The sequence below is a fragment of the Actinacidiphila sp. bgisy144 genome, from assembly GCF_057708105.1.
This window is the reverse complement of record NZ_JBYIRM010000015.1, coordinates 1-22,719: the sequence shown is the minus strand read 5'-3', so window position 1 is coordinate 22,719 and position 22,719 is coordinate 1. Positions and strand designations below refer to the sequence as shown.

15 protein-coding genes are annotated in these 22,719 nt (G+C 73.1%); 12 read left to right on the top strand and 3 right to left on the bottom strand.

The genetic code is table 11. The features are described 5' to 3' along the window. Window positions 1-90 precede the first annotated feature (90 nt). Together AC3EVP_RS18495 and AC3EVP_RS18490 are read left to right on the top strand one after the other, a co-directional pair. The gene (locus AC3EVP_RS18495) at window positions 91-879 is read left to right on the top strand and encodes an ABC transporter ATP-binding protein (protein ID WP_335971051.1); all 789 of its coding nucleotides are present in this window, start codon (window positions 91-93) and stop codon (window positions 877-879) included. After that, window positions 876-3,446: an ABC transporter permease gene (locus AC3EVP_RS18490; RefSeq protein ID WP_435131175.1), complete on the top strand. Its 2,571-nt coding sequence runs from the start codon at window positions 876-878 to the stop codon at window positions 3,444-3,446. Before AC3EVP_RS18495 ends, AC3EVP_RS18490 begins: the two co-directional genes overlap by 4 nt. A gap of 125 nt (window positions 3,447-3,571) precedes the next feature. Here AC3EVP_RS18490 and AC3EVP_RS18485 read toward each other — a convergent pair whose 3' ends face one another. Further along, the gene (locus AC3EVP_RS18485) at window positions 3,572-6,766 is read right to left on the bottom strand and encodes an N-acetylmuramoyl-L-alanine amidase (protein WP_435131173.1); all 3,195 of its coding nucleotides are present in this window, start codon (window positions 6,764-6,766) and stop codon (window positions 3,572-3,574) included. 265 nt (window positions 6,767-7,031) lie between these two features. Here AC3EVP_RS18485 and mfd point away from each other — a divergent pair, with 265 nt between their 5' ends. Then, window positions 7,032-10,622, top strand: coding sequence for a transcription-repair coupling factor (gene mfd / locus AC3EVP_RS18480; RefSeq protein WP_435131172.1), 3,591 nt, complete (start codon window positions 7,032-7,034; stop codon window positions 10,620-10,622). Between the two features lie 18 nt (window positions 10,623-10,640). Here the strand turns inward: mfd and AC3EVP_RS18475 are convergent, their stop codons facing one another. After that, on the bottom strand, window positions 10,641-12,245 hold the full coding sequence (locus AC3EVP_RS18475) for a DUF2079 domain-containing protein (RefSeq protein ID WP_435131171.1): 1,605 nt from the start codon (window positions 12,243-12,245) through the stop codon (window positions 10,641-10,643). Window positions 12,246-12,529: 284 nt separating this feature from the next. On the opposite strand from AC3EVP_RS18475, the gene AC3EVP_RS18470 reads away from it, so the two are divergent. From AC3EVP_RS18470 to AC3EVP_RS18445, 6 genes are all read left to right on the top strand, one after another. Next, on the top strand, window positions 12,530-13,231 hold the full coding sequence (locus AC3EVP_RS18470) for a hypothetical protein (protein WP_435131169.1): 702 nt from the start codon (window positions 12,530-12,532) through the stop codon (window positions 13,229-13,231). After that, window positions 13,228-14,763, top strand: coding sequence for a serine/threonine-protein kinase (locus tag AC3EVP_RS18465; protein WP_335971063.1), 1,536 nt, complete (start codon window positions 13,228-13,230; stop codon window positions 14,761-14,763). Before AC3EVP_RS18470 ends, AC3EVP_RS18465 begins: the two co-directional genes overlap by 4 nt. 54 nt (window positions 14,764-14,817) lie before the next feature. Beyond that, the gene (locus AC3EVP_RS18460) at window positions 14,818-15,534 is read left to right on the top strand and encodes an HNH endonuclease family protein (RefSeq protein ID WP_435131167.1); all 717 of its coding nucleotides are present in this window, start codon (window positions 14,818-14,820) and stop codon (window positions 15,532-15,534) included. A 205-nt stretch (window positions 15,535-15,739) separates the two neighbouring features. Then, a complete protein-coding gene (locus AC3EVP_RS18455; protein ID WP_335971067.1) occupies window positions 15,740-16,420 on the top strand; it encodes a SurA N-terminal domain-containing protein in 681 nt (226 codons plus the stop codon). A 96-nt stretch (window positions 16,421-16,516) separates the two neighbouring features. Next, window positions 16,517-17,512 carry a nucleoside triphosphate pyrophosphohydrolase gene (locus AC3EVP_RS18450; RefSeq protein ID WP_435131332.1) on the top strand — a complete coding sequence of 332 codons (996 nt, stop codon included), beginning with the start codon at window positions 16,517-16,519 and terminating at the stop codon, window positions 17,510-17,512. Window positions 17,513-17,517: 5 nt separating this feature from the next. After that, window positions 17,518-18,222 (top strand): endonuclease V, encoded by a 705-nt coding sequence (locus tag AC3EVP_RS18445; protein ID WP_435131165.1) that lies wholly within the window; start codon window positions 17,518-17,520, stop codon window positions 18,220-18,222. A gap of 10 nt (window positions 18,223-18,232) precedes the next feature. Here AC3EVP_RS18445 and AC3EVP_RS18440 read toward each other — a convergent pair whose 3' ends face one another. Next, entirely contained in the window at window positions 18,233-18,859 is a 627-nt protein-coding gene (locus tag AC3EVP_RS18440; RefSeq protein WP_488179808.1) for a Uma2 family endonuclease, read from the bottom strand. A 190-nt stretch (window positions 18,860-19,049) separates the two neighbouring features. Here AC3EVP_RS18440 and AC3EVP_RS18435 point away from each other — a divergent pair, with 190 nt between their 5' ends. From AC3EVP_RS18435 to AC3EVP_RS18425, 3 genes are all read left to right on the top strand, one after another. Further along, on the top strand, window positions 19,050-20,312 hold the full coding sequence (locus AC3EVP_RS18435; protein WP_335971295.1) for a cytochrome P450 family protein: 1,263 nt from the start codon (window positions 19,050-19,052) through the stop codon (window positions 20,310-20,312). A 170-nt stretch (window positions 20,313-20,482) separates the two neighbouring features. Next, window positions 20,483-21,490 carry a transglycosylase family protein gene (locus tag AC3EVP_RS18430; protein ID WP_488179807.1) on the top strand — a complete coding sequence of 336 codons (1,008 nt, stop codon included), beginning with the start codon at window positions 20,483-20,485 and terminating at the stop codon, window positions 21,488-21,490. A 505-nt stretch (window positions 21,491-21,995) separates the two neighbouring features. Next, window positions 21,996-22,715: a transglycosylase family protein gene (locus AC3EVP_RS18425; RefSeq protein WP_435131162.1), complete on the top strand. Its 720-nt coding sequence runs from the start codon at window positions 21,996-21,998 to the stop codon at window positions 22,713-22,715. Window positions 22,716-22,719 lie beyond the last annotated feature (4 nt).

Below are 22,719 nucleotides of genomic sequence, written 5' to 3'. Positions count from 1 at the left end.
AGGCGACCGGTGCCCGGCGCACCGCGACCGACGGCCGCGCGGACCACGCCGGCCGCGCGCACCAGCGAGAACAAACAACGGGAGACAGAAGTGACGACGGCTACGACGGTTCCCACAGCCGGGGGCAGCGGAGAACGCACGGCCGTTGCCGCCGCGGGCCGGGCAGTGACGAAGGCGTACGGCTCCGGTGAGACCCGCGTGGTCGCGCTGGACGCGGTGGACGTGGACATCGCCCGCGGCCGCTTCACCGCGATCATGGGCCCCTCCGGCTCCGGCAAGTCCACCCTCATGCACTGCCTGGCCGGGCTCGACACGGTCAGCGAGGGCCGCATCTGGATCGGCGGGACCGAGATCACCGACCTGAAGGACAAGAAGCTCACCCGGCTGCGCCGGGACAAGATCGGCTTCATCTTCCAGTCGTTCAACCTGCTGCCGACGCTGAACGCGGCGGAGAACATCACGCTGCCGATGGACATCGCCGGCCGCAAGGTCGACCGCGAGTGGATGGACCGGGTGGTGGAGACCGTCGGCCTGGCCGGGCGGCTCAAGCACCGCCCGACCCAGCTGTCCGGCGGCCAGCAGCAGCGCGTCGCGGTGGCCAGGGCGCTGGCCGCGCGGCCGGAGATCATCTTCGGCGACGAGCCGACCGGCAACCTGGACTCCCGGGCCGGCGCCGAGGTGCTCGGCTTCCTGCGCCGCTCGGTCGACGACCTCGGCCAGACCATCGTGATGGTCACCCACGACCCGGTCGCCGCCTCCTACGCCGACCGCGTGCTCTACCTCGCCGACGGCCGGATCGTCGACGAGATGGCCGACCCGACCGCCGACTCGGTGCTGGAGCGGATGAAGTCCTTCGACGGTCGCGGGAGGACCTCGTGACCGTCTTCAGGACATCGGTGCGCAACTTCTTCGCGCACAAGGGCCGGATGGCCCTGTCCGGTGTCGCGGTGCTGCTGTCGGTGGCGTTCATCTGCGGCACCCTGGTCTTCACCGACACCATGACCGCCACCTTCGACAAGCTCTTCGGCAACTCCGCCTCCGACGTCACCGTCAGCGCCAAGGAGGTCAAGAACGCGCAGGACACCGGTATCCCGGACACCCTGCCGGCCTCCCTCCAGGCCAGGCTCGCGCACGTGACCGGGGTCGCCGCCGCGGTGCCCGACGTGACCAGCGAGGAAGTCACCGTCGCCGATGCGCACAACAACAAGATCAGCCCGTCGTCCGGCGCCCCGACGATCGTCAGCAACTGGGACACCACCGAGACCAAGGCGGTCGAACTCAGCTCCGGCCACCTGCCGGCCACCGACCACGACGCGGTGATCGACGCCGACACCGCCAAGGCCAAGCACCTGAGGATCGGCGACACCCTGCGCGTCATCGCGCAGCCCGGCGAGTTCAAAGTCACCATCACCGGCATCGTCTCCTTCAAGGAGACCAACCCGGGCGCCGCGGTGGTCTACACGGACACCGCCGTCGCGCAGGCCAAGCTGCTCGGCCGCACCGACGCCTACACCGGGTACGGCCTGACCGCCGCCAAGGGCGTCACCAACGACCAGCTCAAGGCGAACGTGAAGGCCGCGATCGGGCCCAACTACACGATCGACACCGCGGCCGAGACCGCCAAGAAGGAGAAGGACCAGGTCGGCGGCTTCCTGAACTTCATGAAGTACGCGATGCTCGGCTTCGCCGGGATCGCGGTCCTGGTCGGCGTCTTCCTGATCGTCAACACCTTCTCCATGCTGGTCGCCCAGCGCACCCGGGAGATCGGCCTGATGCGGGCGCTCGGCTCCAGCCGCCGCCAGGTCAACCGGTCGGTGCTGATCGAGGCGGTGATGCTCGGCACCGTCGGCTCCGTGGCCGGCATCGGCGGCGGCATCGGCTTGGCCGTCGGGCTGATGAAGCTCATGGGCAAGGCCGGCCTGAAGCTGGACAGTTCGGAGCTGACCATCAAGGCCACCACCCCTGTCGTCGGCCTGGTCGTCGGCGTCGTCGTGACGGTGGTCTCGGCCTACATCCCGGCCCGCCGCGCCGGGAAGATCTCCCCGATGGCCGCGCTGCGCGACGCCGGGACCCCGGCCGACGGCCGGGCCGGGAAGGTCCGGGCCGCGCTCGGCGTACTGGTGTGCGCCGCGGGCGCGTTCGCCCTGGTCGCCGCCGCGCACACGGACAAGGCGTCCTCCGGCGGCGGCCTGCTCGGGATCGGCGTGCTGCTGTCCCTGGTCGGCTTCGTGGTCGTCGGCCCGCTGCTGGCCGGCGTGGTGGTGCGCGCCGTCAGCGCGGTGGTGCTGCGCTTCTTCGGCCCGATGGGGCGGCTCGCCGAGCGCAACGCGCTGCGCAACCCGCGCCGTACCGGCGCCACCGCCTCCGCGCTGATGATCGGACTGGCACTGGTGGCCGGGATGTCGGTGGTCGGCTCCTCCATGGTGGCCTCCGCCACCGACCAGCTCGACAAGTCGGTCGGCGCGGACTTCATCGTCGAGGTCGGGGGCGGCGCCTCGCAGCCCATCACCCCGGCCGCCGCCAAGGCGATCAAATCGGCGAAGGACCTCGACCACATCACCGAGTACACCCTCGTCAGCGCCACCCTCACCACGCCTTCCGGCAAGCAGGTCAAGGAGAAGCTCAGCGCCGCGGACCCGACCTACCCGCAGGACGTACAACTCGCCACCACCCAGGGCAAGCTCCAGGACGCCTACGGCAAGGACGCGATGTCCGTGCCGGAGGGCTTCGCCAAGGACAACCACGTCAAGGTCGGCGACGTGCTGACCGTCGCCCTGGTCGGCGGCCGCACCGCGCACCTGAAGGTCGCCGCCGTCACCAGCGACGACACCGCCCTGGAACACGGCAGCCTGTTCACCAGCATCGACACCGCGCGCGCCTACCTGCCCGCCGACAAGATGCCCGGCGACTTCATGATGTTCGGCAAGGCCGTCTCCGGCAAGGAGAAGGAGGCGTACGCGTCCTTGAAGGCGAAGACGCACGCCTACCCGCAGATCGACGTGCGCGACCAGGCCGACTACAAGCACCTGATCAAGAGCCAGGTCAACCAGCTGCTCTACATGATCTACGCGTTGCTGGCGCTGGCGATCATCGTGGCGGTACTCGGCGTGGTCAACACCCTGGCGCTGTCGGTGGTGGAGCGCACCCGGGAGATCGGCCTGATGCGGGCGATCGGCACCTCCAGGCGCCAGCTGCGGCGGATGATCCGACTGGAGTCGGTGGTCATCTCGCTCTTCGGGGCGCTGGTGGGCCTGGGCCTGGGCCTCGGCTGGGGCTCCACCGCCCAGCAGGTGCTGGCCACCCAGGGGCTGCACATCCTGCGCATCCCGTGGAGCACCATCGTGATCGTCTTCCTGGCGTCCGCGGTGGTGGGCCTGCTGGCCGCGCTGCTGCCGGCCTTCCGGGCCGCGCGGATGAACGTGCTGAACGCGATCGCCACCGACTGAGCGACACGCGGCGACCCGGCAGCGACCCGCCGGCCCGCACCCCGGCCGGCACCCCAAGCGGCGGCCCCGGACACGCGAACCTTCCTCGCGTGGCCGGGGCCGCCGTGTTGTGCGCGTCTGGGCGGTCAGGACGTGAAGTAGCCGGTGATGTCGGCCAGCAGGTTGACGCTGCCGGCCGAGTTGTAGAAGTCCAGCTTGCCGTCCGTCACCGGGACCACCACCAGGTTGGGGATGGTCTGCCCGGCGGGGAAGTTGAGGCTGGAGGTGTCCGGCCGGGTCGCGCCGTCGGGGTAGACGATGATGTGCCCGGTGGTGGTCGGGCTGACCGCGGTGACGTTCATGACCACCGCCGTCACCCCGCTCGCGGGCAGCCCGCCGTGCCCGGCGAGCGGCAGCGTGAGGGTCTTGCCGCCGGCAAGAGCGCCCTTGGTGCCGCCGGTGCCGTTGCGGGTGTCCATCAGCCGGGTCGGCCCGGTGGAGTGGAAGAGCGAACCATCCGTCGACGAGGTGTAGTAGCCGGTGATGTCGGCGAGGACGTTCACGCTGCCGGCCGAGTTGTAGAAGTCGACCTTTCCGTCGACCACCGGCACCGTCACCAGGTTGGCGATGGTGGTGCCCGCCGGGAAGTTCAGGCTTGAGGTGCCCGGCTGGGTGGTGCCGTCGGGGTAGACGATCAGGTGCCCGGTCGCGGTGGGGCTGACCGCGGTGACGTTCATGACGACCGCCGTCACCCCGTCCGCGGGGATACCGGTGGAGCCGCCGGTGACCTGGAGGGAAACGGTTTTGCCCGCCGCCACCGGACCGGTCACCCCGCCGGTGCCGTTGCGCGTGTCCATCAGCCGCGCGGGCCCGACCGGGGCGAACCGGGAACCACCGGTCGACGAGGTGTAGTAGCCGGTGACGTCGGCGAGGACGTCCACGCTGCCGGCCGAGTTGTAGAAGTCCACCTTGCCGTCCGCCACCGGCACCACGACCAGGTTCGCGATCGTGCGGCCGGCCGGGTAGTTGAGGCTTGAGGTGCCCGGCTGGGTGGTGCCGTCGGGGTAGACGATCAGGTGCCCGGTGGTGGTGGGGCTGACCGCGGTGACGTTCATGACGACCGCCGTCACCCCGCTGCTGGGCACCCCGCCGCTGCCCGCGACCTGGAGGCTGATCGTCTTCCCGGCGCCGACCGCGCCCTTGGCGACCCCGGTGCCGTTGCGGGTGTCCATGATCCGGGTCGGGCCCGCCGGGGTGAACGTCCCGGCCGGCGGGGTGACCGCCGAGGACGCCGTGACGTCGCTCGCCTTGACGTACCCGAGCCGGTGGTTGAAGCGGATCGGGTAGTAGACGGTGCTGCCCACCACCCGCGTCTGGTCGCCCGGCGCGCTCTGGTCGATGTTCTTCGCGTAGTAGTAGTCGGCGTTCACCGGGTCGTCGGCGACGTAGGACTGCCCGGCCGGGATCGTGTAGCCCAGCGGCGCCACGATCTGGGTGGCCTGGCTCGCCACGTCGGCGATCACCGAGGGGTACGCCGACGCCTCCGGGTAGGCCCGCCCGTACACCGGGACCGCGCTGCTGCCGGCCGGGGTGACCACGTGCCGCGCGGTGCTGCCGTTCGCGACGGCGAACCGGCCGCCGGGGTTGTAGAACCACGCCTTCTGGCCGCCGTACCAGATCGCCGTCCAGTCGCCCTGGACGCCGGCCACCACGAAGGACTGCCCGGCGACCGCCTTGTCCGTGAGGTCGGCCGCCTGCGTGGTGCCGTTGGCGACCTTGTCGGCCGCCAGCACCGGGTCGCCGATCAGCGCCGCCGTCGTGGACGGCGAGGTGCGCAGGTAGACGAAGCTGGTCGGCTGCGCCGTGCACGGGTCGGGGCTGCACCCGGTGACGGCCGGCTCGTTCGCCGAGGTGAACGGCGGGTCGATGGTGATCTCGCCGCCCACCACCGGGGTGCCGCCGCCACCAGGGGTCGCGCCCAGCAGGTCCAGGTAGTGCGACCAGTTCCAGTACGGGCCCGGGTCCCAGTGCATGCTGGTCAGCTGGGCGGTCTGCGGCGAGGGCACGTCGTCGTGGCCGAGGATGTGCTGGCGGTCCAGCGGCACGCCGAACCGGTTCGCCAGGTAGCGCACCAGCGCGGCCGACGACTCGTACAGCGACTCGCTGTACCAGGACGCGCCGGAGATCGCGATGCCCTCGTGCTCGATGCCGATCGAGTGCGCGTTGACGTAGTAGTTGCCCGCGTGCCAGGCCACGTTCTTGGTCTGCACGACCTGGGTGACCAGGCCGTCGGACGAGCGCACGATGTAGTGCGGGGTGGCGTACTGGTTCGGGTCCTGGAATATCCCGAGCGCGCTGCTGTAGCTGCCCTCGGTGTCATGGATCACGATGTACTTGATGGTGTTGCCGTCGGCCGGGCGGTTCGCCAGGTCGTAACTGCCGTACTTCGACTTGTCGCTCGGGTCGGTCTGCGCGTAGGCGGCCGGCACGTAGTTGCACGTCAGGCCGGACGGGCACTCAGGCGTCGGGTTCGCCGCGGCTGCGGCGGGCGCACCGGCGACCTTGGTGGCGGCCCGGGTCTCCTGCGCGGCCTCCGCGGTCGCCGACGGCAGCCCCAGGTCCGCCAGCTTTGAGGTCTGCGGCGCCACGGACGGCTCGGCCGCGAGCGCGACCTGCTGGCCGTCGGCGGTGGTACGCGTCACGCCGGCCCGCAGTGTGCTGTAGACGCGGTCGGCGTACTGCCCCGCGCCCTGGGCGTCGGTGGACTGGCTGAAGCGCGCCACGGCGCCGTACCAGGCCCCCGGGTCGGCCGGCAGCGTGCCGGCGAGCTGCCGCTCGTAGTGCGCGAGGAGCGCGGCGCCGCCGCGGACGCTCTGCGCCGCGTCGGTGCGCAGCTTCGCCTGCGAGGTGCCGGTCAGCTTCGCCGCCGCATCCAGGGTGCGGTAGGCGGCCGTCGGGCCGCTCGCCTCCTGGGTGGCGGCCTTGGCGCGCGTGGCGGCCGGGGCGGAGCTGCCGCCCGCGCCGCGCTCGTCGGTGTCCGGCGCGGTCCCCGCCGCCTGGAGGGCGGCGGTGTCCACATGGGTCAGACCCATGACGTTGTAGTTGCCCGTGGTGCTGGGCGCTCCGGCGTGCGTGTCCCACAGCGACTGGTGGTACGCCACCGCCATGAGCAGGCCCTGCGGTACGTGGAACTCCTGCGCGGCGCGCGCGAAGTCCTCCTGGAGCGTCCCGTGCGCGGCGCCTGACGTGCTGCCCGCGGCCCTGCCGCCGCCCGGCTCGGCCTGCGCGGCCCCCGCCCCGGACAGCGACAGCGACAGCGCGCCCGCCACGAGCGCGGCCACCGCCGCGCTGCGTGCCCCCCGTGACCCTCTTCGGTGTCCCTGATCTGACTTCCTCAAGGTCCCTCCCCACCGTGTTCGGTTGTCCGGGCCCGGTCTGCCGGGCCCGAAGCTACGCAACGTAGCAGGCCCCTCCCTCAGGACGGCGCCGACGGCAGCGGTCGGGCGGTGGCTGTCACCGGTACGTCGTACGCTGGAACGACCCCCGGCCCGTGCGACGTGTCGGGCGCTTCGCGTTGCTCTGCTCACCTTTCGGGACGGAACCCTGATGAGTCTGAACGGTCTGGTCGACGTCGTCGTCGAGGACACCGCTCTCGCCGAGGCGGTCGAGTCCGCCGCCGCGGGCAACCGGCCGCAGGTCGACCTGGTCGGCCCGCCCGCCGCGCGCCCCCTGGTGGTCGCGGCGCTGGCCGCCCGCGCGCGCCGTACGGTGCTCGCGGTCACCGCCACCGGCCGCGAGGCCGAGGACTTGGCCGCCGCGCTGCGCTCGCTGCTGCCGCCGGACACGGTGGTGGAGTACCCGTCCTGGGAGACGCTGCCGCACGAGCGGCTCTCCCCGCGCAGCGACACCGTGGGCCGCCGGCTGGCGGTGCTGCGGCGGCTGGCGCACCCGGACGCGGACGACGTGGCGGCCGGCCCGGTCCAGGTGGTGGTCGCACCCATCAGGTCGGTGCTCCAGCCGCAGGTCAAGGGGCTCGGCGACCTGGAGCCGGTGGCCCTGCGCAGCGGCGGCACCGCGGACCTGGACGAGGTGGTCGACGCGCTTGCGGCGGCCGCCTACGCCCGGGTGGAGCTGGTCGAGAAGCGCGGCGAGTTCGCGGTGCGCGGCGGCATCCTGGACGTCTTCCCGCCGACCGAGGAGCACCCGCTGCGGGTGGAGTTCTGGGGCGACGAGGTCGAGGAGATCCGCTACTTCAAGGTCGCCGACCAGCGCTCCCTGGAAGTCGCCGAGCACGGCCTGTGGGCGCCGCCGTGCCGTGAACTGCTGCTCACCGAGGAGGTCAGGGCGCGCGCGGCGGACCTGGCGGCCGAGCACCCCGAACTGGAGGAGCTGCTCGGCAAGATCGCCGAGGGCATCGCGGTCGAGGGTATGGAGTCGCTGGCCCCGGTGCTGGTCGACGACATGGAGCTGCTGCTCGACGTGCTGCCGGCCGGCGCGATGGCGGTGGTCTGCGACCCGGAGCGGGTGCGCACCCGCGCCGCCGACCTGGTGGCGACCTCCCGGGAGTTCCTGGAGGCGTCCTGGGCCGCCTCCGCGGGCGGCGGCGCCGCGCCGATCGACCTGGGCGCCGCCTCCCTGTGGTCCATCGCCGACCTGCGCGAGCACGCCCGTACGCTCGGCACCCCGTGGTGGTCGGTGAGCCCCTTCGCAGCCGACGAGGAGGGCGCGGCCGCCGGGGGGTACGGCGACGCGGCGCGGGGCGCCGAGCCGGAGTTCGGCGACACCCTGCGGCTGGGCATGCACGCACCGGAGCTGTACCGCGGGGACACCGCCCGCGCGCTCGCCGACACCAAGGGCTGGCTCGCCGACGGCTGGCGCGCGGTCTACGTCACCGAGGGCCACGGCCCGGCCGCGCGCCTGGTGGAGGTGCTGGGCGGCGAGGGCATCGCGGCCCGGCTGGACCCGGAGCTGGCCGGCCCGGCGCAGCTGGCGCCCTCGGTGGTGCACGTGGCGACCGGTTCGCTGGAGCACGGCTTCGTGGACACCGCGCTGAAGGTCGCGGTGCTCACCGAGACCGACCTGTCCGGGCAGCGCTCCACCGCCAAGGACATGGGCCGAATGCCCTCGCGCCGCCGCAAGACCATCGACCCGCTCACCCTCACCGGCGGCGACTACATCGTGCACGAGCAGCACGGCGTCGGCCGCTACGTGGAGATGGTGCAGCGCACCGTCCAGGGCGCCACCCGCGAGTATCTGGTGGTGGAGTACGCCCCGGCCAAGCGCGGCCAGCCCGGCGACCGGCTCTTCGTCCCCACCGACCAGCTCGAACAGGTCACCAAGTACGTGGGCGGCGAGGCGCCCTCGCTGCACCGGCTGGGCGGCGCGGACTGGACGAAGACCAAGGCGCGGGCGAAGAAGGCCGTCAAGGAGATCGCCGCCGACCTGATCCGGCTGTACTCCGCGCGGATGGCCGCCCCCGGCCACACCTTCGGCCCCGACACGCCCTGGCAGCGCGAGCTGGAGGACGCCTTCCCGTACGCGGAGACGCCCGACCAGCTCACCACCATCGCCGAGGTCAAGTCGGACATGGAGAAGTCCGTGCCGATGGACCGGCTGATCTGCGGCGACGTCGGCTACGGCAAGACCGAGATCGCGGTGCGGGCCGCGTTCAAGGCGGTCCAGGACGGCAAGCAGGTGGCGGTCCTGGTGCCGACCACCCTGCTGGTGCAGCAGCACATGGGCACCTTCACCGAGCGCTACTCCCAGTTCCCGGTCAACGTCCGCGCCCTGTCCCGCTTCCAGAGCGAGACCGAGGCGAAGGCGGTGCTGGAGGGGCTGCGGGACGGCAGCGTGGACCTGGTGATCGGCACCCACCGGCTGTTCTCGTCGGAGACGAAGTTCAAGGACCTCGGCCTGGTCATCGTGGACGAGGAGCAGCGGTTCGGCGTCGAGCACAAGGAGCAGCTGAAGAAGCTGCGGGCCAATGTCGACGTGCTCACCATGTCGGCCACGCCGATCCCGCGCACCCTGGAGATGGCGGTCACCGGCATCCGCGAGATGTCCACGATCACCACCCCGCCCGAGGAGCGCCACCCGGTGCTCACCTTCGTCGGCCCGTACGAGGACAAGCAGATCGGCGCCGCCATCCGGCGTGAACTGCTGCGCGAGGGCCAGGTGTTCTACATCCACAACCGGGTGGAGTCCATCGACCGGGCCGCCGCGCGGCTGCGCGAGATCGTCCCCGAGGCGCGGATCGCCACCGCGCACGGGCAGATGGGGGAGTCCCAGCTGGAGCAGGTGGTGGTCGATTTCTGGGAGAAGCGCTTCGACGTCCTGGTGTCCACCACCATCGTGGAGTCCGGGATCGACATCGCCAACGCCAACACCCTCATCGTGGAGCGCGGCGACACCTTCGGGCTCTCCCAGCTGCACCAGCTGCGCGGCCGGGTGGGCCGGTCCCGGGAGCGCGGCTACGCGTACTTCCTGTACCCGCCGGAGAAGCCGCTCACCGAGACCGCGCACGAGCGGCTGGCCACCATCGCCCAGCACACCGAGATGGGCGCGGGCATGTACGTCGCGATGAAGGACCTGGAGATCCGCGGCGCGGGCAACCTGCTCGGCGGCGAGCAGTCCGGGCACATCGCCGGGGTCGGCTTCGACCTGTACGTGCGGATGGTCGGCGAGGCGGTCGCGGACTACCGCAACGCGATGGAGAACGGCGGCGCGGCCGAGGAGGAGCTGCTGGAGGTGAAGATCGAGCTGCCGGTCGACGCGCACGTCCCGCACGACTACGCGCCGGGCGAGCGGCTGCGCCTCCAGGCGTACCGCTCGATCGCCGCCGCCACCAGCGAGGCGGACATCGCGGCGGTGCGCGAGGAGCTCACCGACCGCTACGGCAAGCTGCCCGAGCCGGTGGAGAACCTGCTGCTGGTCGCCGCGCTGCGGATACTGGCCCGCAAGGTCGGCGTCAGCGACATCACCCTCCAGGGCGCCAACATCCGCTTCGGGCCGGTGGAGCTGCGCGAGTCCCAGGAGCTGCGGCTGAGCCGGGTCTACCCGCGCTCGGTCGTCCGGCAGGCCACCAAGCAGGTGCTGGTGCCCCGCCCGGCGACCGCCCGGATCGGCGGGAAGCCGGTGGTGGGCCGCGAACTGCTCCAGTGGACCGCGGAGTTCCTGACCACGGTGCTCGACAACTGACCGGCCGCGCGGGGGCGGCTACTTCGTGCCCGCGGCCAGCGCCAGTACGACGTACCCCTGGTCCTCGCCGACCAGGGTGTAGGTCGCGGCCGGGTGCAGCTGCTTGGCGTACGTCAGCGGGTCGCCGGCCCAGCCGGAGGTGTTGTCGAGGGCGATGTACTGCGGGGTGACGCCCTCGGTGTCGCCCACCCAGTACACGGTGGTGCGGTGCACCAGGTGGCTGATCGGGCCGACGTTCGCCTCCACGGTGGCACCGTCGGGGATCTTGTCGAGGGTGTGCTCGATCGCCTTGGTGCGGGCGTCGACCTTGTAGGTGGCGGTGTGGGCGAGCGACTCCAGGGGGAGCGTCATGGTCAGCGCCAGGGCGGCGCCGGCCGCGGCCGCCGGCAGCCCGGAGGCGTAGGAGCGAAGCCAGGGGCGCGGGCTGCGCCGGGCGGAGGCGGCGGCGTCCACCAGGGCCAGCATCACCACGGGCATCAGCACGGCGCTGTAGTGCCAGTCGGTGCCCCAGTAGTGGTCGTCGTGGGAGACGAACCGCCAGCCGATGGTGGGCAGCGCGGCCAGGATCAGCGGGGAGCGCAGCGCCAGCAGCCCGGAGGTGGGCAGCAGAATCCACAGCAGGGTGTGCAGGGCGGTGTCGAACGGGATGTGGCCGGGCATCGGGGCGCCGTTCCCGTTGAGCTTGTTCCAGTAGTCGTAGCCGCCGGTGGAGTTGAACGCCGGGATGATGACGGCGAAGGCGAGCGCGGACATGGCGACGCCGAAGCCGGCCAGGCCGAGCGCCCAGGGGCCGAAGCGCAGGGAGTCGGGCAGCGGCCCGTGGGAGCCCTGCGCGCCGCTGTCGCCCGTGCTGCCGTCCCGGCCGTCGTCCTCGGCCGCGCTCGCCGTCGCCTCCGGGACGCCGCCCGGCGCGGTGCCCGACCCCGTGTCCGGCGCGTGCGCACCGCTCCTGGTGCGCCACCACACGATCACGCCGATCGCGGCGGCCGTCACCCCCATGTCCTCCTTGACGAAGACCAGCGGCACCGCCCACCACATCGCCGCCGCCCACCGCCTACGCAGCACCGCCTCCAGGGAGAACGCCAGCAGCGGCATCGCGAAGGCGATCTCGTGGAAGTCGAACTGGACGGCCTTCTGCACCCCCCACGACAGGGCGTACGCCACCCCGACCGCGATCCCGCGGCCGCGCCCGAGCAGCAGCCCCGCGACCCGCGTCACGGGGATCACCGACACCGCGAACAGCAGCGCCTGCGCGACCAGCAGCGTCACCGGGGTCGGGAAGACCCGGTAGAAGGGCGCCAGCAGCGCGGTGATCGGGCTGAAGTGGTCGCCGAGGATGTTGAACCCGGGGCCCTTCAGATCGGCGACCGGCGCGTGCAGGTGGGCGTAGGACTTGACGGCCTGCTCGAAGATGCCCAGGTCCCAGGACATGGTCAGCAGCTGCCGGTAGCGGGTCACCGACAGCGCGGTGTAGGCGGCGAAGAAGACGACCGCGAGCACGTACGGGTCCGCCCCGCCGCCGGACAGGTGCTGCCGCAGCCGGGCGGCGGCACCGGTCCGCGCCTCGCCGGGCGCGGCGCTGTCGGCCCCCTGTGCCGGGATGACCGCCTCGGCCCTGTCCATGGTCGTCCTCCAGCGGCAGCGGGGTGGGTCGGGTCTGCCGGAAAAGATACGGGACGACGCTGTGCCGGCGCCGCCCCGCGCGCTCGCGAGCGCGCCCTTGAGCAATGCCGCGGGAAGTTGTCCACAGGTCCGGGGCCGGCGGGGGACGGCCGCGCGCCGCGGCCGATACGCTCACAGGGTGTTCGCCGGAAGGGTGGGCGCACGGGCGCACCGCTGCCCGTGCGGCGGCGGACGTCGAGCGACCCCGCCCGCCGTCCGTGACCCGACGAACCAGGAGCAGCCACATGTACGGCCCAGGTCCGGTGCCGCAGCGGCCCAAGCCCGCCGCCCCCGCGGTCGCCGTCGTGCTGCGGGTGATCCTCACCGCCGTGCCCGTGATCACCCTCGGCTTCCTCGCCTGGGTCTCGATGCTGTATCTGGCGGTGCTGCGCAAGCGCTTCGCCGACTGGCTGGTCCTCGCGGTGACGGCCGCCATGGCCGTGCTCGCCGTCGTCTGCTTCGGGGTGTCCCAGGATGACGACGACATGGCCTCCGACCTCGGCGCCACCCTCATCCTGATCTGCATGTTCGGCGGCGCGGTGTACTTCCTGATCGCCGACATCGTCCGGTACAGCGCCGCCCGCCGCAGCGGGCCCGGCCCGGCCGGCTATCCGCCGCAGCACCCGTACGCGACCGGCTTCGGCGGCGCCGGCCCGATACCGGCCCCGCACGCGCAGGGCTACCCGGCCCACCAGCCGTACCCCGGTCCCGCCGTCGGCACGGCCGTCCCGCCGCCGACGAACCGCCCGAACACCCCGCCCCCGACGCCCGTGCCGACGCACGTCCCGACCCCGCCGCCGGCGCCCGCCCCGGGCCCGGCGCACCCCACGCCGCCGCCCGCGCCCCGCATCGACCAGGTGCGGGCCGAGCTCGACGAGCTGAGCGACTTCCTGCGCAAGGAGCGCGACGCCGGCCAGGACAGCGGTGAGGGCGGGGCGGCCAGATGACCGGTCGGCTCATCGCCGGGCGGTACGAACTGGCCGCGGTCATCGGCCAGGGCGGCATGGGCCAGGTGTGGACCGCGTACGACCGGCGGCTGGACCGCAGGGTCGCGGTCAAGCTGCTGCGCCCCGACAAGGTGGCCGGCGGGGAGAACGTGGCCGAGCTGCGGCAGCGCTTCGACCGCGAGTGCCGGGTCACCGCCCAGGTCGACCACCCGGGCCTGGTCACCGTCCATGACGCCGGCGCCGACGGCGACGAGCTGTACCTCGTCATGCAGTTCGTGGAGGGCATCGACCTCGGCGCGCACCTGGCCGGGCACACGCCCTACCCGTGGCCGTGGGCGGTCGCCGTCGGCGCGCAGCTGTGCGCGGCGCTGGCGGCGGTGCACGCCGTCCCGATCGTGCACCGCGACCTCAAACCGCGGAACGTGATGATCAGGACCGACGGCACCGTCACCGTGCTCGACCTCGGTGTCGCCTCCGTGATGGACACCGACACCACCCGGCTGACCCACACCGGCACCCCGATCGGCAGCCCCGCCTACATGGCGCCCGAGCAGGCGATGGGCGGTGCGGTCGGCCCGCGCACCGACCTGTACGCGCTCGGCGCGGTCCTGCACGAACTCCTCAGCGGCGAGGTGCCCTTCAACGCCCCCACCGCGCTGGGCGTGCTGCACGGCCACCTCTACGAGCCCCCGACGCCGCTGCGCCGCATCCGCTCCCAGGTGCCCGAGCCGCTGGAGTCCCTCGTGCTGCGGCTGCTCGCCAAGGACCCCCAGGACCGCCCGCAGGACGCCCAGGACGCCTTCCGGCAGCTCGCCGCCCTGGTGCCGCCGCCCGGCGGGGACCGCGCCGCGCCGCTCGGCCCGATGGACCCGACCCGGCCGTTCCTGCGCCCGCACGCCCCGTGGCCGGACCGGCCCGCGCCCGCGCCGCTGCCCGAACGCCCCGCCCACCCGCCCGCGGTGGCCTCCGCGGGCCCGGACCTGGCCACCGCCGTCGACGAGGTGCGCCGGCTGCTGGCCGCGGGCCGGATCACCCAGGCCGTCGACGTGCTCGGCGCCCTGCTGCCGGCCGCCGCCGAGAAGCACGGCGAGCACTCCACGGTGCTGCGCAGCCTGCGCCGGCAGTACGCCGCCACCTTGATGGAGGACGGCCAGTACCGCCGCGCGCTGCCCGAACTGCGCCGCCTGTCACAGGAGTTCGCCTCGCAGTACGGCGGCGCGGACCGCACCGCCCTGCAGTACCGCTACGAAGCGGCGCAGTGCCTGGAGCAGTTGGGCGAGGCGGCCACCGCGCTGTCGGAGTACCGCGTCCTGCTGCCGTACTTCGAGAGCTGGGCGTCCGCCGACCCCGGGCCGCCGCTGGAGATCCGGCGGCGGATCGCGCACCTGCTGCTGTCCGTCGGCGACCGGCGGGCGGCTCACGACGTGCTGACCCGCCTGCTGTACGACGCCGAGCGGGTGCGCGGCCCCCACCACCCCTTCCCGGCGGAAGTCCGCCGTACCCTCGCCTGGTTGGGGCATGTCCAGGGGTAAGGGACATGGTGGCAGGGGCGGTTGGCGTCCCGACGACTTCTTCGAAGGTGTGTGATGGGGATACGTACGACGCAGGCGCTGCTGGCCTGCACCGCGGTGGCGGCCGCGACGCTCTCGGTCGCCGGATGCAAGGCCACCGCCCAGGGCGCGGACCCCACCGGCGGCACCACCGCCACCGGCAGCGCCGCCACCAGCGCCGCCCCCGGCAGCGCACTGGCCGCCGCGGACGCCCTGACGGTCAAGGGCCGCGCCCCGAAGACCGGTTACTCCCGCGAGCAGTTCGGCCCCGCCTGGGCGGACGTGGACCACAACCACTGCGACACCCGCGACGACATACTGACCCGCGACCTCACCCAGCGGACCTACCGGGTCGGCACCAAGGACTGCATCGTGACCGGCGGCACCCTCGCCGACCCGTACACGGGTACGCGGATCGTCTACAAGCGCGGCGCCAGCAAGGTGGACATCGACCACGCGGTGGCGCTGTCCGACGCCTGGCAGAAGGGCGCGCAGCAGTGGTCCAAGGACCGCCGCGAGCAGTTCGCCAACGACCCGCTGAACCTGCTCGCCGTCGACTCGTCCACCAACCGCCGCAAGAGCGACGGCGACACCGCGACCTGGCTGCCGCCCAACACCGCCTTTCGCTGCCCGTACGTGGCCCGCCAGGTCGCGGTGAAGAAGAAGTACGGGCTGTGGGTCAGCTCGGCGGAGAAGGCGGCCATGCGCAAGGTGCTCGGCACCTGCCCGAAGGAGGCGCTGCCCGCCGGCTGAGCGGCGGCCGGACGGTGGAGCACAAGGCGCCCGGCGGGCGAGGCGGTGACCTCCCGGCGTGGATCACGTTGTGCACAGTGCTGGATATCGGCCGCAGTTGGTCAATATCCTCGTGCCCGATCATCCGTCACGCCAGGAACGCGAGACGCGGGACGCGGGGACGACCTCCCCGCGGCGCTCCGCCGTCACCCGCCGGGAGGCACACATGGTCCGCCGCCGCACCGCCGCCGTCTCCACCGCCGCAGTCGCACTGCTGCTCGCGTCGCCCGCCCTGACCGCGTGCGGGTCCGGGCCCAACCGCACGGGCGCCGCCGCGGTCGTCGGCGACCAGCGGATCGCCGTCTCCAGCGTGCAGGCGCGCGTCGCCGACCTGCGCACGGCCGCGAGCGGCGACCCGCAGGCCGCCCAGGCCGTGGCCGCCGCCACCCAGTTGCCCACCCAGGTGCTCAACGTCATGGTGCAGAACCAGGTCGTCGACAAGGCGCTCGCCGGCAAGCACCTGACGGTGACCGCGGGCGAGGTGCAGCGGGAGTACGACGCGGAGGTGCGGCAGCTCGCCGGCGGCAGCCGCAAGAGTTACGAGGCGGGCATGCTCGCGCAGTACGGCACCCCGCCGGACCAGATCGACAGCTACCTGCGCGAGAAGATCGGCATCACGAAGATCATCTCGGCGCTCGGCTACCAACCCGGCAGCGACGGCGGTGAGAAGGCGCTGGAGGACTACATGGTGACGACCGCCAAGTCCCTCCATGTGCACATCAACCCGCGGTACGGCGCCTGGGACGGCAAGAGCGCGTCCATCGGCAAGGTCAAGAACCCCTGGGTGGTCGACAAGACGCCGGTGGCGGGCACCGAGGACACCGCCGCCGCCACCGGCCTCGCCTGACGGGCCGCCCGCCGTCCGCCCGGCGCCGCGAGGTACGTTCGTGGGGTGACCGAAGAACCCCACGCCGTGCCCGCCGGACGCCTGGTGCTGCTCACCATGAGCCACCGGGTCGCGCCCGGCCTGCTGTCCTGGCCCGCCTGGCAGGTGCTGCGCGCGGCCGACCGCGTGCTGTGCGCCGACCCGGAGCACCCCCAACTGCCCTACCTGCGGCAGGCCGGGATCGCCGTCGAGACGGCGACGCCCACCGGGCAGCAGCTGGTGGACGCCACCGCGGGCGGCCGCACCGTGGCGTACCTGCCGCCCGACGCCGGCGCGGACCGGGCCGTCACCGACGAACTGGCCCGGCTGGGCGGCTCCGGCCGCGTCGCGATGCCCGAACTGGAGCTGCTGCCCGGGTCGTACGACCTGCCGGGCGCGCGCCTGCTCGACCTGGTGCAGGTGATGGACCGGATCAGGGCCGAGTGCCCGTGGAGCTCGGTGCGCACCCACGAGGACCTCGCCCCGTACGCCGTCGAGGAGGTGTACGAACTCGTCGAGGCGATCGAGGAGGGCGACCGGACCGCGGTCCGCGAGGAGTTGGGCGACGTGCTGCTCCAGGTCGCCTTCCACGCGGCCATCGCCGCGGACGACCCCGAGGACCCGTACGACATCGACGACGTCGCCGCCGGCCTGATCACCAAGCTGGTCCACCGCCACCCGCACGTCTTCGGCGACGAGACCGCGCACACCCCGCAGGAGGTGCGGGAGATCTGGATGCGGCGCAAGCACGCGGAGAAGGGGCGGGAGTCCGTCACCGAGGGCGTGCCGCTCGCGCAGCCCGCCCTCGCGCTCGCCGCGAAGCTCGCCGCCCGGGCGGGCGCGGCGCGGCTGCCGCTGCCCGCCGCGCCCGAAGGGCCCGTGCCGGACGGCGAGGAGGCGCTCGGCGCGCAGCTGCTGGCGCTGGCCGCCGCGGCCCAGGCGGCCGGCCTCGACCCGGAGCGCGCGCTGCGGGAGGCCGCCCGCCGCTACCGGGCGGCGACCCAGGAGGCCGAGACGGCGCGGGCGGCGCAGGAGGCGGCGGGACCGCGGGACCGTACCGCCGAGAGCGGCTGACGCCGGTGCGCGTAGACGTCCCCTACGCCTGGCCGGCCGACGAGGCCGAGGCGCTGGCCCTCCAGGCCCGGCTGCGGCCGCTCGCCGACCACCGCGGCCCCGGCCCGGCCGCACCCCGCCTCGTCGCGGGCCTCGACGTCGCCTACGCGGGCGACGGGCGCGGCACCGGCGACCTCGTCGCGGCCGCCGTCGTGGTCGTCGACAGCGCCACCCTCGAGGTGGTCGAGCGCGCCACCGCCACCGCGGCCACCACCTTCCCCTATGTGCCGGGCCTGTTCGCCTTCCGCGAGCTGCCCGCCCTCGTCGCCGCGCTGCGCGAGCTGACGGCCGTCCCCGACCTGCTGCTGTGCGACGGACACGGCCGGGCGCACCCGCGCCGCTTCGGCCTCGCCTGCCACCTCGGCGTGCTGACCGGCCTGCCGACCGCGGGCGTCGCCAAGACCCCCTTCACCGGCCGCCACGACCCCGCCGCCCTCGCCGGGCACCGCGGCGCCCACGCCGACCTGCTCGACGACGGCGAGGTCGTCGGCCGCGCGCTGCGCACCCGCGCCGGCGTCAAGCCGGTCTACGTTTCCACCGGCCACCTCATCGACCTGCCCACCGCCTGCGCCCGCGTCCTCGACCTCGCCCCCCACTACCGCCTCCCGGAGACCACCCGCCAGGCCGACCACCTCAGCCGCGAGGCGCTGCGCGCGGCGACGGCTGGCTGACGCGCCCGGTTCAGTTGCCCTGCCCGGTCCCGTCGCCGCGGGGCTGGCGCCGGAGCCTGGTCAGGTCGGCGTCGATGACGAAGGGCACCGCGACCTTGAGCCGGTCGTGGTGGATGCCGGTGATCGCGTAGGAGGCGGTGGCGGGGTCGATCTCGTAGACGTACACGACGGGTGCGCCGTCGTTCTCCTCCACCCGCCAGAAGTGGCGGATGCCGGCCTTCGCGTACTTCCTCGGCTTGATGTCGCGGTCGCGGTCGACGGACTCGGGCGAGACGACCTCGATCGCCAGCAGGATCTGCGCGGGGTCGAAGGACGTCTGCCGCAGCTGGCCCAGCGCGGAGTACGGCACGACCATCAGATCGGGTTCCGGCCGGTCCCGCCCGTCCAGCGTGACGGTCATCTCCCGGACCACGTCGTACTCGTCAGGCGCCTGGTCCAGCAGCGTGGTCTCCAGGAGCCGGAGCACGGCCATGTGGAAGTAGGTCTGCGGACTCGCGAAGAACAGCCCTCCGTCGATCATCTCGGTGTGTGACGGGAGGCCCGGAATGCTGTCCAGGTCATCCGCGGTCCACCCACCGGACGGAGGCATGGGCCAGGTGAAGCCCGTGCTCTGATCGCCTTCGGCTGCGGTACTCATCAGCGCTCCCATGCGACGGATTGTGGCGCGTACCAGAAGCGTACCCAGACGGAAAGAAGATCGATCACTCGAAAGGGTGAATCCCCCCTCGGGGAACCGCTCTGACCTGCGATGACGCGACCGCGGCAGGGGCGTCCGCCCGGGTCGTACCGGGGCGGGGGCGCCCCGGTAGCGTCAGGGGGTGAGCGATATGACGCGGCCGTCGCCGGACCTGTTCTCGTGGGAGTTCGCCACCGACCCCTACCCCGCGTACGCGTGGCTGCGGGAGCACGCGCCGGTGCGCTGGACGACGCTGCCGAGCGGCGTGGAGGCGTGGCTGGTGACGCGGTACGCCGACGCGCGGCAGGCGCTGGCCGACGGGCGGCTGAGCAAGAACCCGGTGCACCACGCCGGGGAGGCCGGGGCGAAGGGCCGGACCGGCATCCCGGGGGAGCGGACCGCCGAGCTGACGACGCATCTGCTCAACATCGACCCGCCCGACCACACCCGGCTGCGCCGGCTGGTGTCGAAGGCGTTCACCCCGCGCACCGTGGCGCTCTTCGAACCCCGGGTGCGCGAGCTGACCGACGGCTTCATCGACGCCTTCGCCGGCCGCGGACAGGCCGACCTCATCCACGAGTTCGCCTTCCCGCTGCCCATCTACGCCATCTGCGACCTGCTCGGGGTGCCGCGGGAGGACCAGGACGACTTCCGGGACTGGGCCGGGATGATGGTGCGTCACGCCGTGCCCGGCCAGGGCGGCGGACCGCGCGGCGGGGTGGCCCGGGCGGTGAAGCGGATGCGCGCCTACCTGGTGGAGTTGATCCACCGCAAACGCGGCGACCTCGGCGACGACCTGATCTCGGCGCTGATCCGGGCGAGCGACCACGGCGAGCACCTGACGGAGAACGAGGCCGCCGCAATGGCGTTCATCCTGCTCTTCGCGGGCTTCGAGACCACCGTCAACCTGATCGGCAACGGCGTGCACACCCTGCTCGCCCACCCCGCCCAGCGCGCCGCCCTCCAGGACGCGCTGGCCGCCGGCGAGACCGACCTGCTGGAGACCGCGGTCGAGGAACTGCTGCGCTACGACGGCCCGGTGGAGATGGCCACCTGGCGGTACGCCACCGAGCCGCTGGAGATCGGCGGCCGGGCCGTGGCGGCGGGCGACCCGGTCCTGGTGGTGCTGGCGGCGGCCGACCGCGACCCGGCCAGGTTCACCGCGCCGGACACCCCCGACCTCGCCCGCCGGGACAACCCGCACCTCGGCTACGGCCACGGCATCCACTACTGCCTGGGCGCCCCGCTGGCCCGGCTGGAGGCGCGCACCGCGTTCGCCGCGCTGCTGACCCGGCTGCCCGACCTGCGGCTCGCCGTCGATCCGGCCGAGCTGCGCTGGCGCGGCGGCCTGATCATGCGCGGGCTGCGTACGCTGCCGGTGGAGTTCACCCCGGCGGCGCCGCAAGAGAAGTGACGCCGCGTCAGTGCCGTGATCGCGACGTGATGAGCGCTACATCGACTTGTGACGCATGGCCAAGGCCGCTACGTTCTGCGGTCAACGCAAGGACGTTCACGGCGCGGCCCATGGCACGACGCGTGGCCGGGCGCGGCGAACGGCCTACGGCTTGAACGAAAGGCGACCGCATGCTCTCGTCCGGTAACGGCCGGCACCGACGCCCCCGGCAGGCCCCGGCGGCAGTGGTGACCGTGGCAACCGCCGCCGCGACAGGTGTCGGCATCGCGCTTCCGCTGATCAGCGCGGGCTCCGCCCAGGCGGCCAGCGCGAGCACCTGGGACAAGGTCGCCCAGTGCGAGTCGGGCGGGGCGTGGAGCGCGAACACCGGCAACGGCTTCTTCGGCGGCCTGGCGATCACCCAGGCCACCTGGGACCAGTACGGCGGCGACGCCTACGCCAGCCGGCCCGACCTCGCCACCCGCGACCAGCAGATCACCGTGGCCGAGAAGGTCCTCGGCGACCTCGGCGCCAACGCCTGGCCGGGCTGCGAGATCACCACCGGCCTGCTCCTCGACACCTCCACCCCCGACGTGGACCCGAGCACCACCCCGGCGCCCGACCCCTCGGGCCCCACCGGCATCCAGCCCAGCGCCGGTTCGACCACCGCGCCGACCGACTCCGGCACGGCGACCGCGACACCCGCGCCGACCACGACCGACGGCTCGACCGCCCCCTCGGACCCGGCCACGCCCTCGGACCCGGCCACCCCGTCGGACCCGACCGGCTCCGGCACCCCCAGCGCCGGCGCCAGCCCCACCCCCACCACCACCGACGGCTCGGCCACCACCGGCTCCGGCCGGCACGGCAAGCCGTACGACCCGACCGACGAGGAAATGGCGGCCAAGGACCGGGCGACCCGAACCGAGGTGCTCTCGACCGTCGGCGCCGCGACCGGCAGCGGCGCCAAGAGCGGCCACCGCGCCAAGTCGTCCGGGAACGCAGGGGACGCAGGGTCGGGCGGGTCGGGCGGGAAGACCGCCGGCGGTTACCGGGTCGGCTCCGGCGAGTCGCTCTCCGGCATCGCCTCCGCCGAGCACGTCGCGGGCGGCTGGCGGGCGCTGTACGAGGCCAACCGCGACCTCATCGGCGACGACCCCAACCTCATCAAACCGGGACAGATCCTCAACCTCGCGTGAGGCAAAGGCGCGTGGCGGCCGGAAGACAAACCGGACGTATCAACTCCCGGCCGCCGCCGTCGATGTGACAAGGGTCTCCCGCCCCGCGGCGGGCGGCTGTCCGTCAACTCGCGAATGCCACCCTTCCGACCTGGGCCGATGTCCACCGGCCGAGCGCGCGGGCACAGTTGGCGCTCAGCATCGGAATGTTTGAAGAACCCGCCGCGGTGTGCTTACCGTCTTACCGCTCGCCACAGCGGGCCCCGTCCGGAGCGGAACGCCGAGTCCTGCCGCCGCCCGACGGGAACGGTCGACGCGAAAGCGCCGCAGGCAGGAGCGGGGGACCCAAGGTCTTCCGCCGGACCGGCCGCACGCCGCGGCGACGGACAGCAACCGTCGCGGCCCTTGCGGCAGCACGGTCCGGCTCGGGGTGAAGCCGATACGCCGCCTGGGGCGGCCCGGCCGGGCAACTCACGTCCGAACCCGACAGCTCACCTCGTAGGCGTCGGTGAGGGCTGATATCAACATGGGTAAGCACCGTCGTGCCTCGAAGAGGTTTGTCCGCATCGCCACGCTCGCCGGAGTCGCCGGCACCGCGATCACCGTTCCGCTGATCGCCAGCACGTCCGCCTCCGCCGCCTCGGTCGCCACCTGGGACAAGGTCGCCCAGTGCGAGTCCGGCGGCGACTGGTCCATCAACACCGGCAACGGCTACTACGGCGGGCTGCAGTTCTCGCAGTCCAGCTGGGAGGCCGCCGGCGGTCTGCAGTACGCGGCCCGCGCCGACCTGGCCACCAAGGACCAGCAGATAGCCGTCGCCGAGAAGCTGCTCGCCCTCCAGGGCCCGAGCGCCTGGTCCTGCGCGTCGGCCGGCGGCCTGACCGCCGGCGGCCCGTCCCCGGACATCAACCCGTCCGGCTCGTCGTCGTCCTCGACCTCCTCGTCGAGCACGTCCTCGTCGAGCACGTCCTCGTCGAGCACGTCCACCCCGAAGTCGACGTCGGGCACCTCGACCACCGCGCACACCGGCACCACGCACAGCACCCGCAGCACCCCGCGGCACGCCGTGCCGACCGCCATCCCCAAGGGCGACGGCGAGTACACCGTGGTCAAGGGCGACAGCCTCGCCAAGATCGCGGCCGCGCACCACGTGTCCGGCGGCTGGCACAAGCTGTTCTCGCTCAACAAGGACATCGTCAAGGACGCCGACCTGATCTACCCGGGCCAGCACCTGCACCTGAGCTGAACGC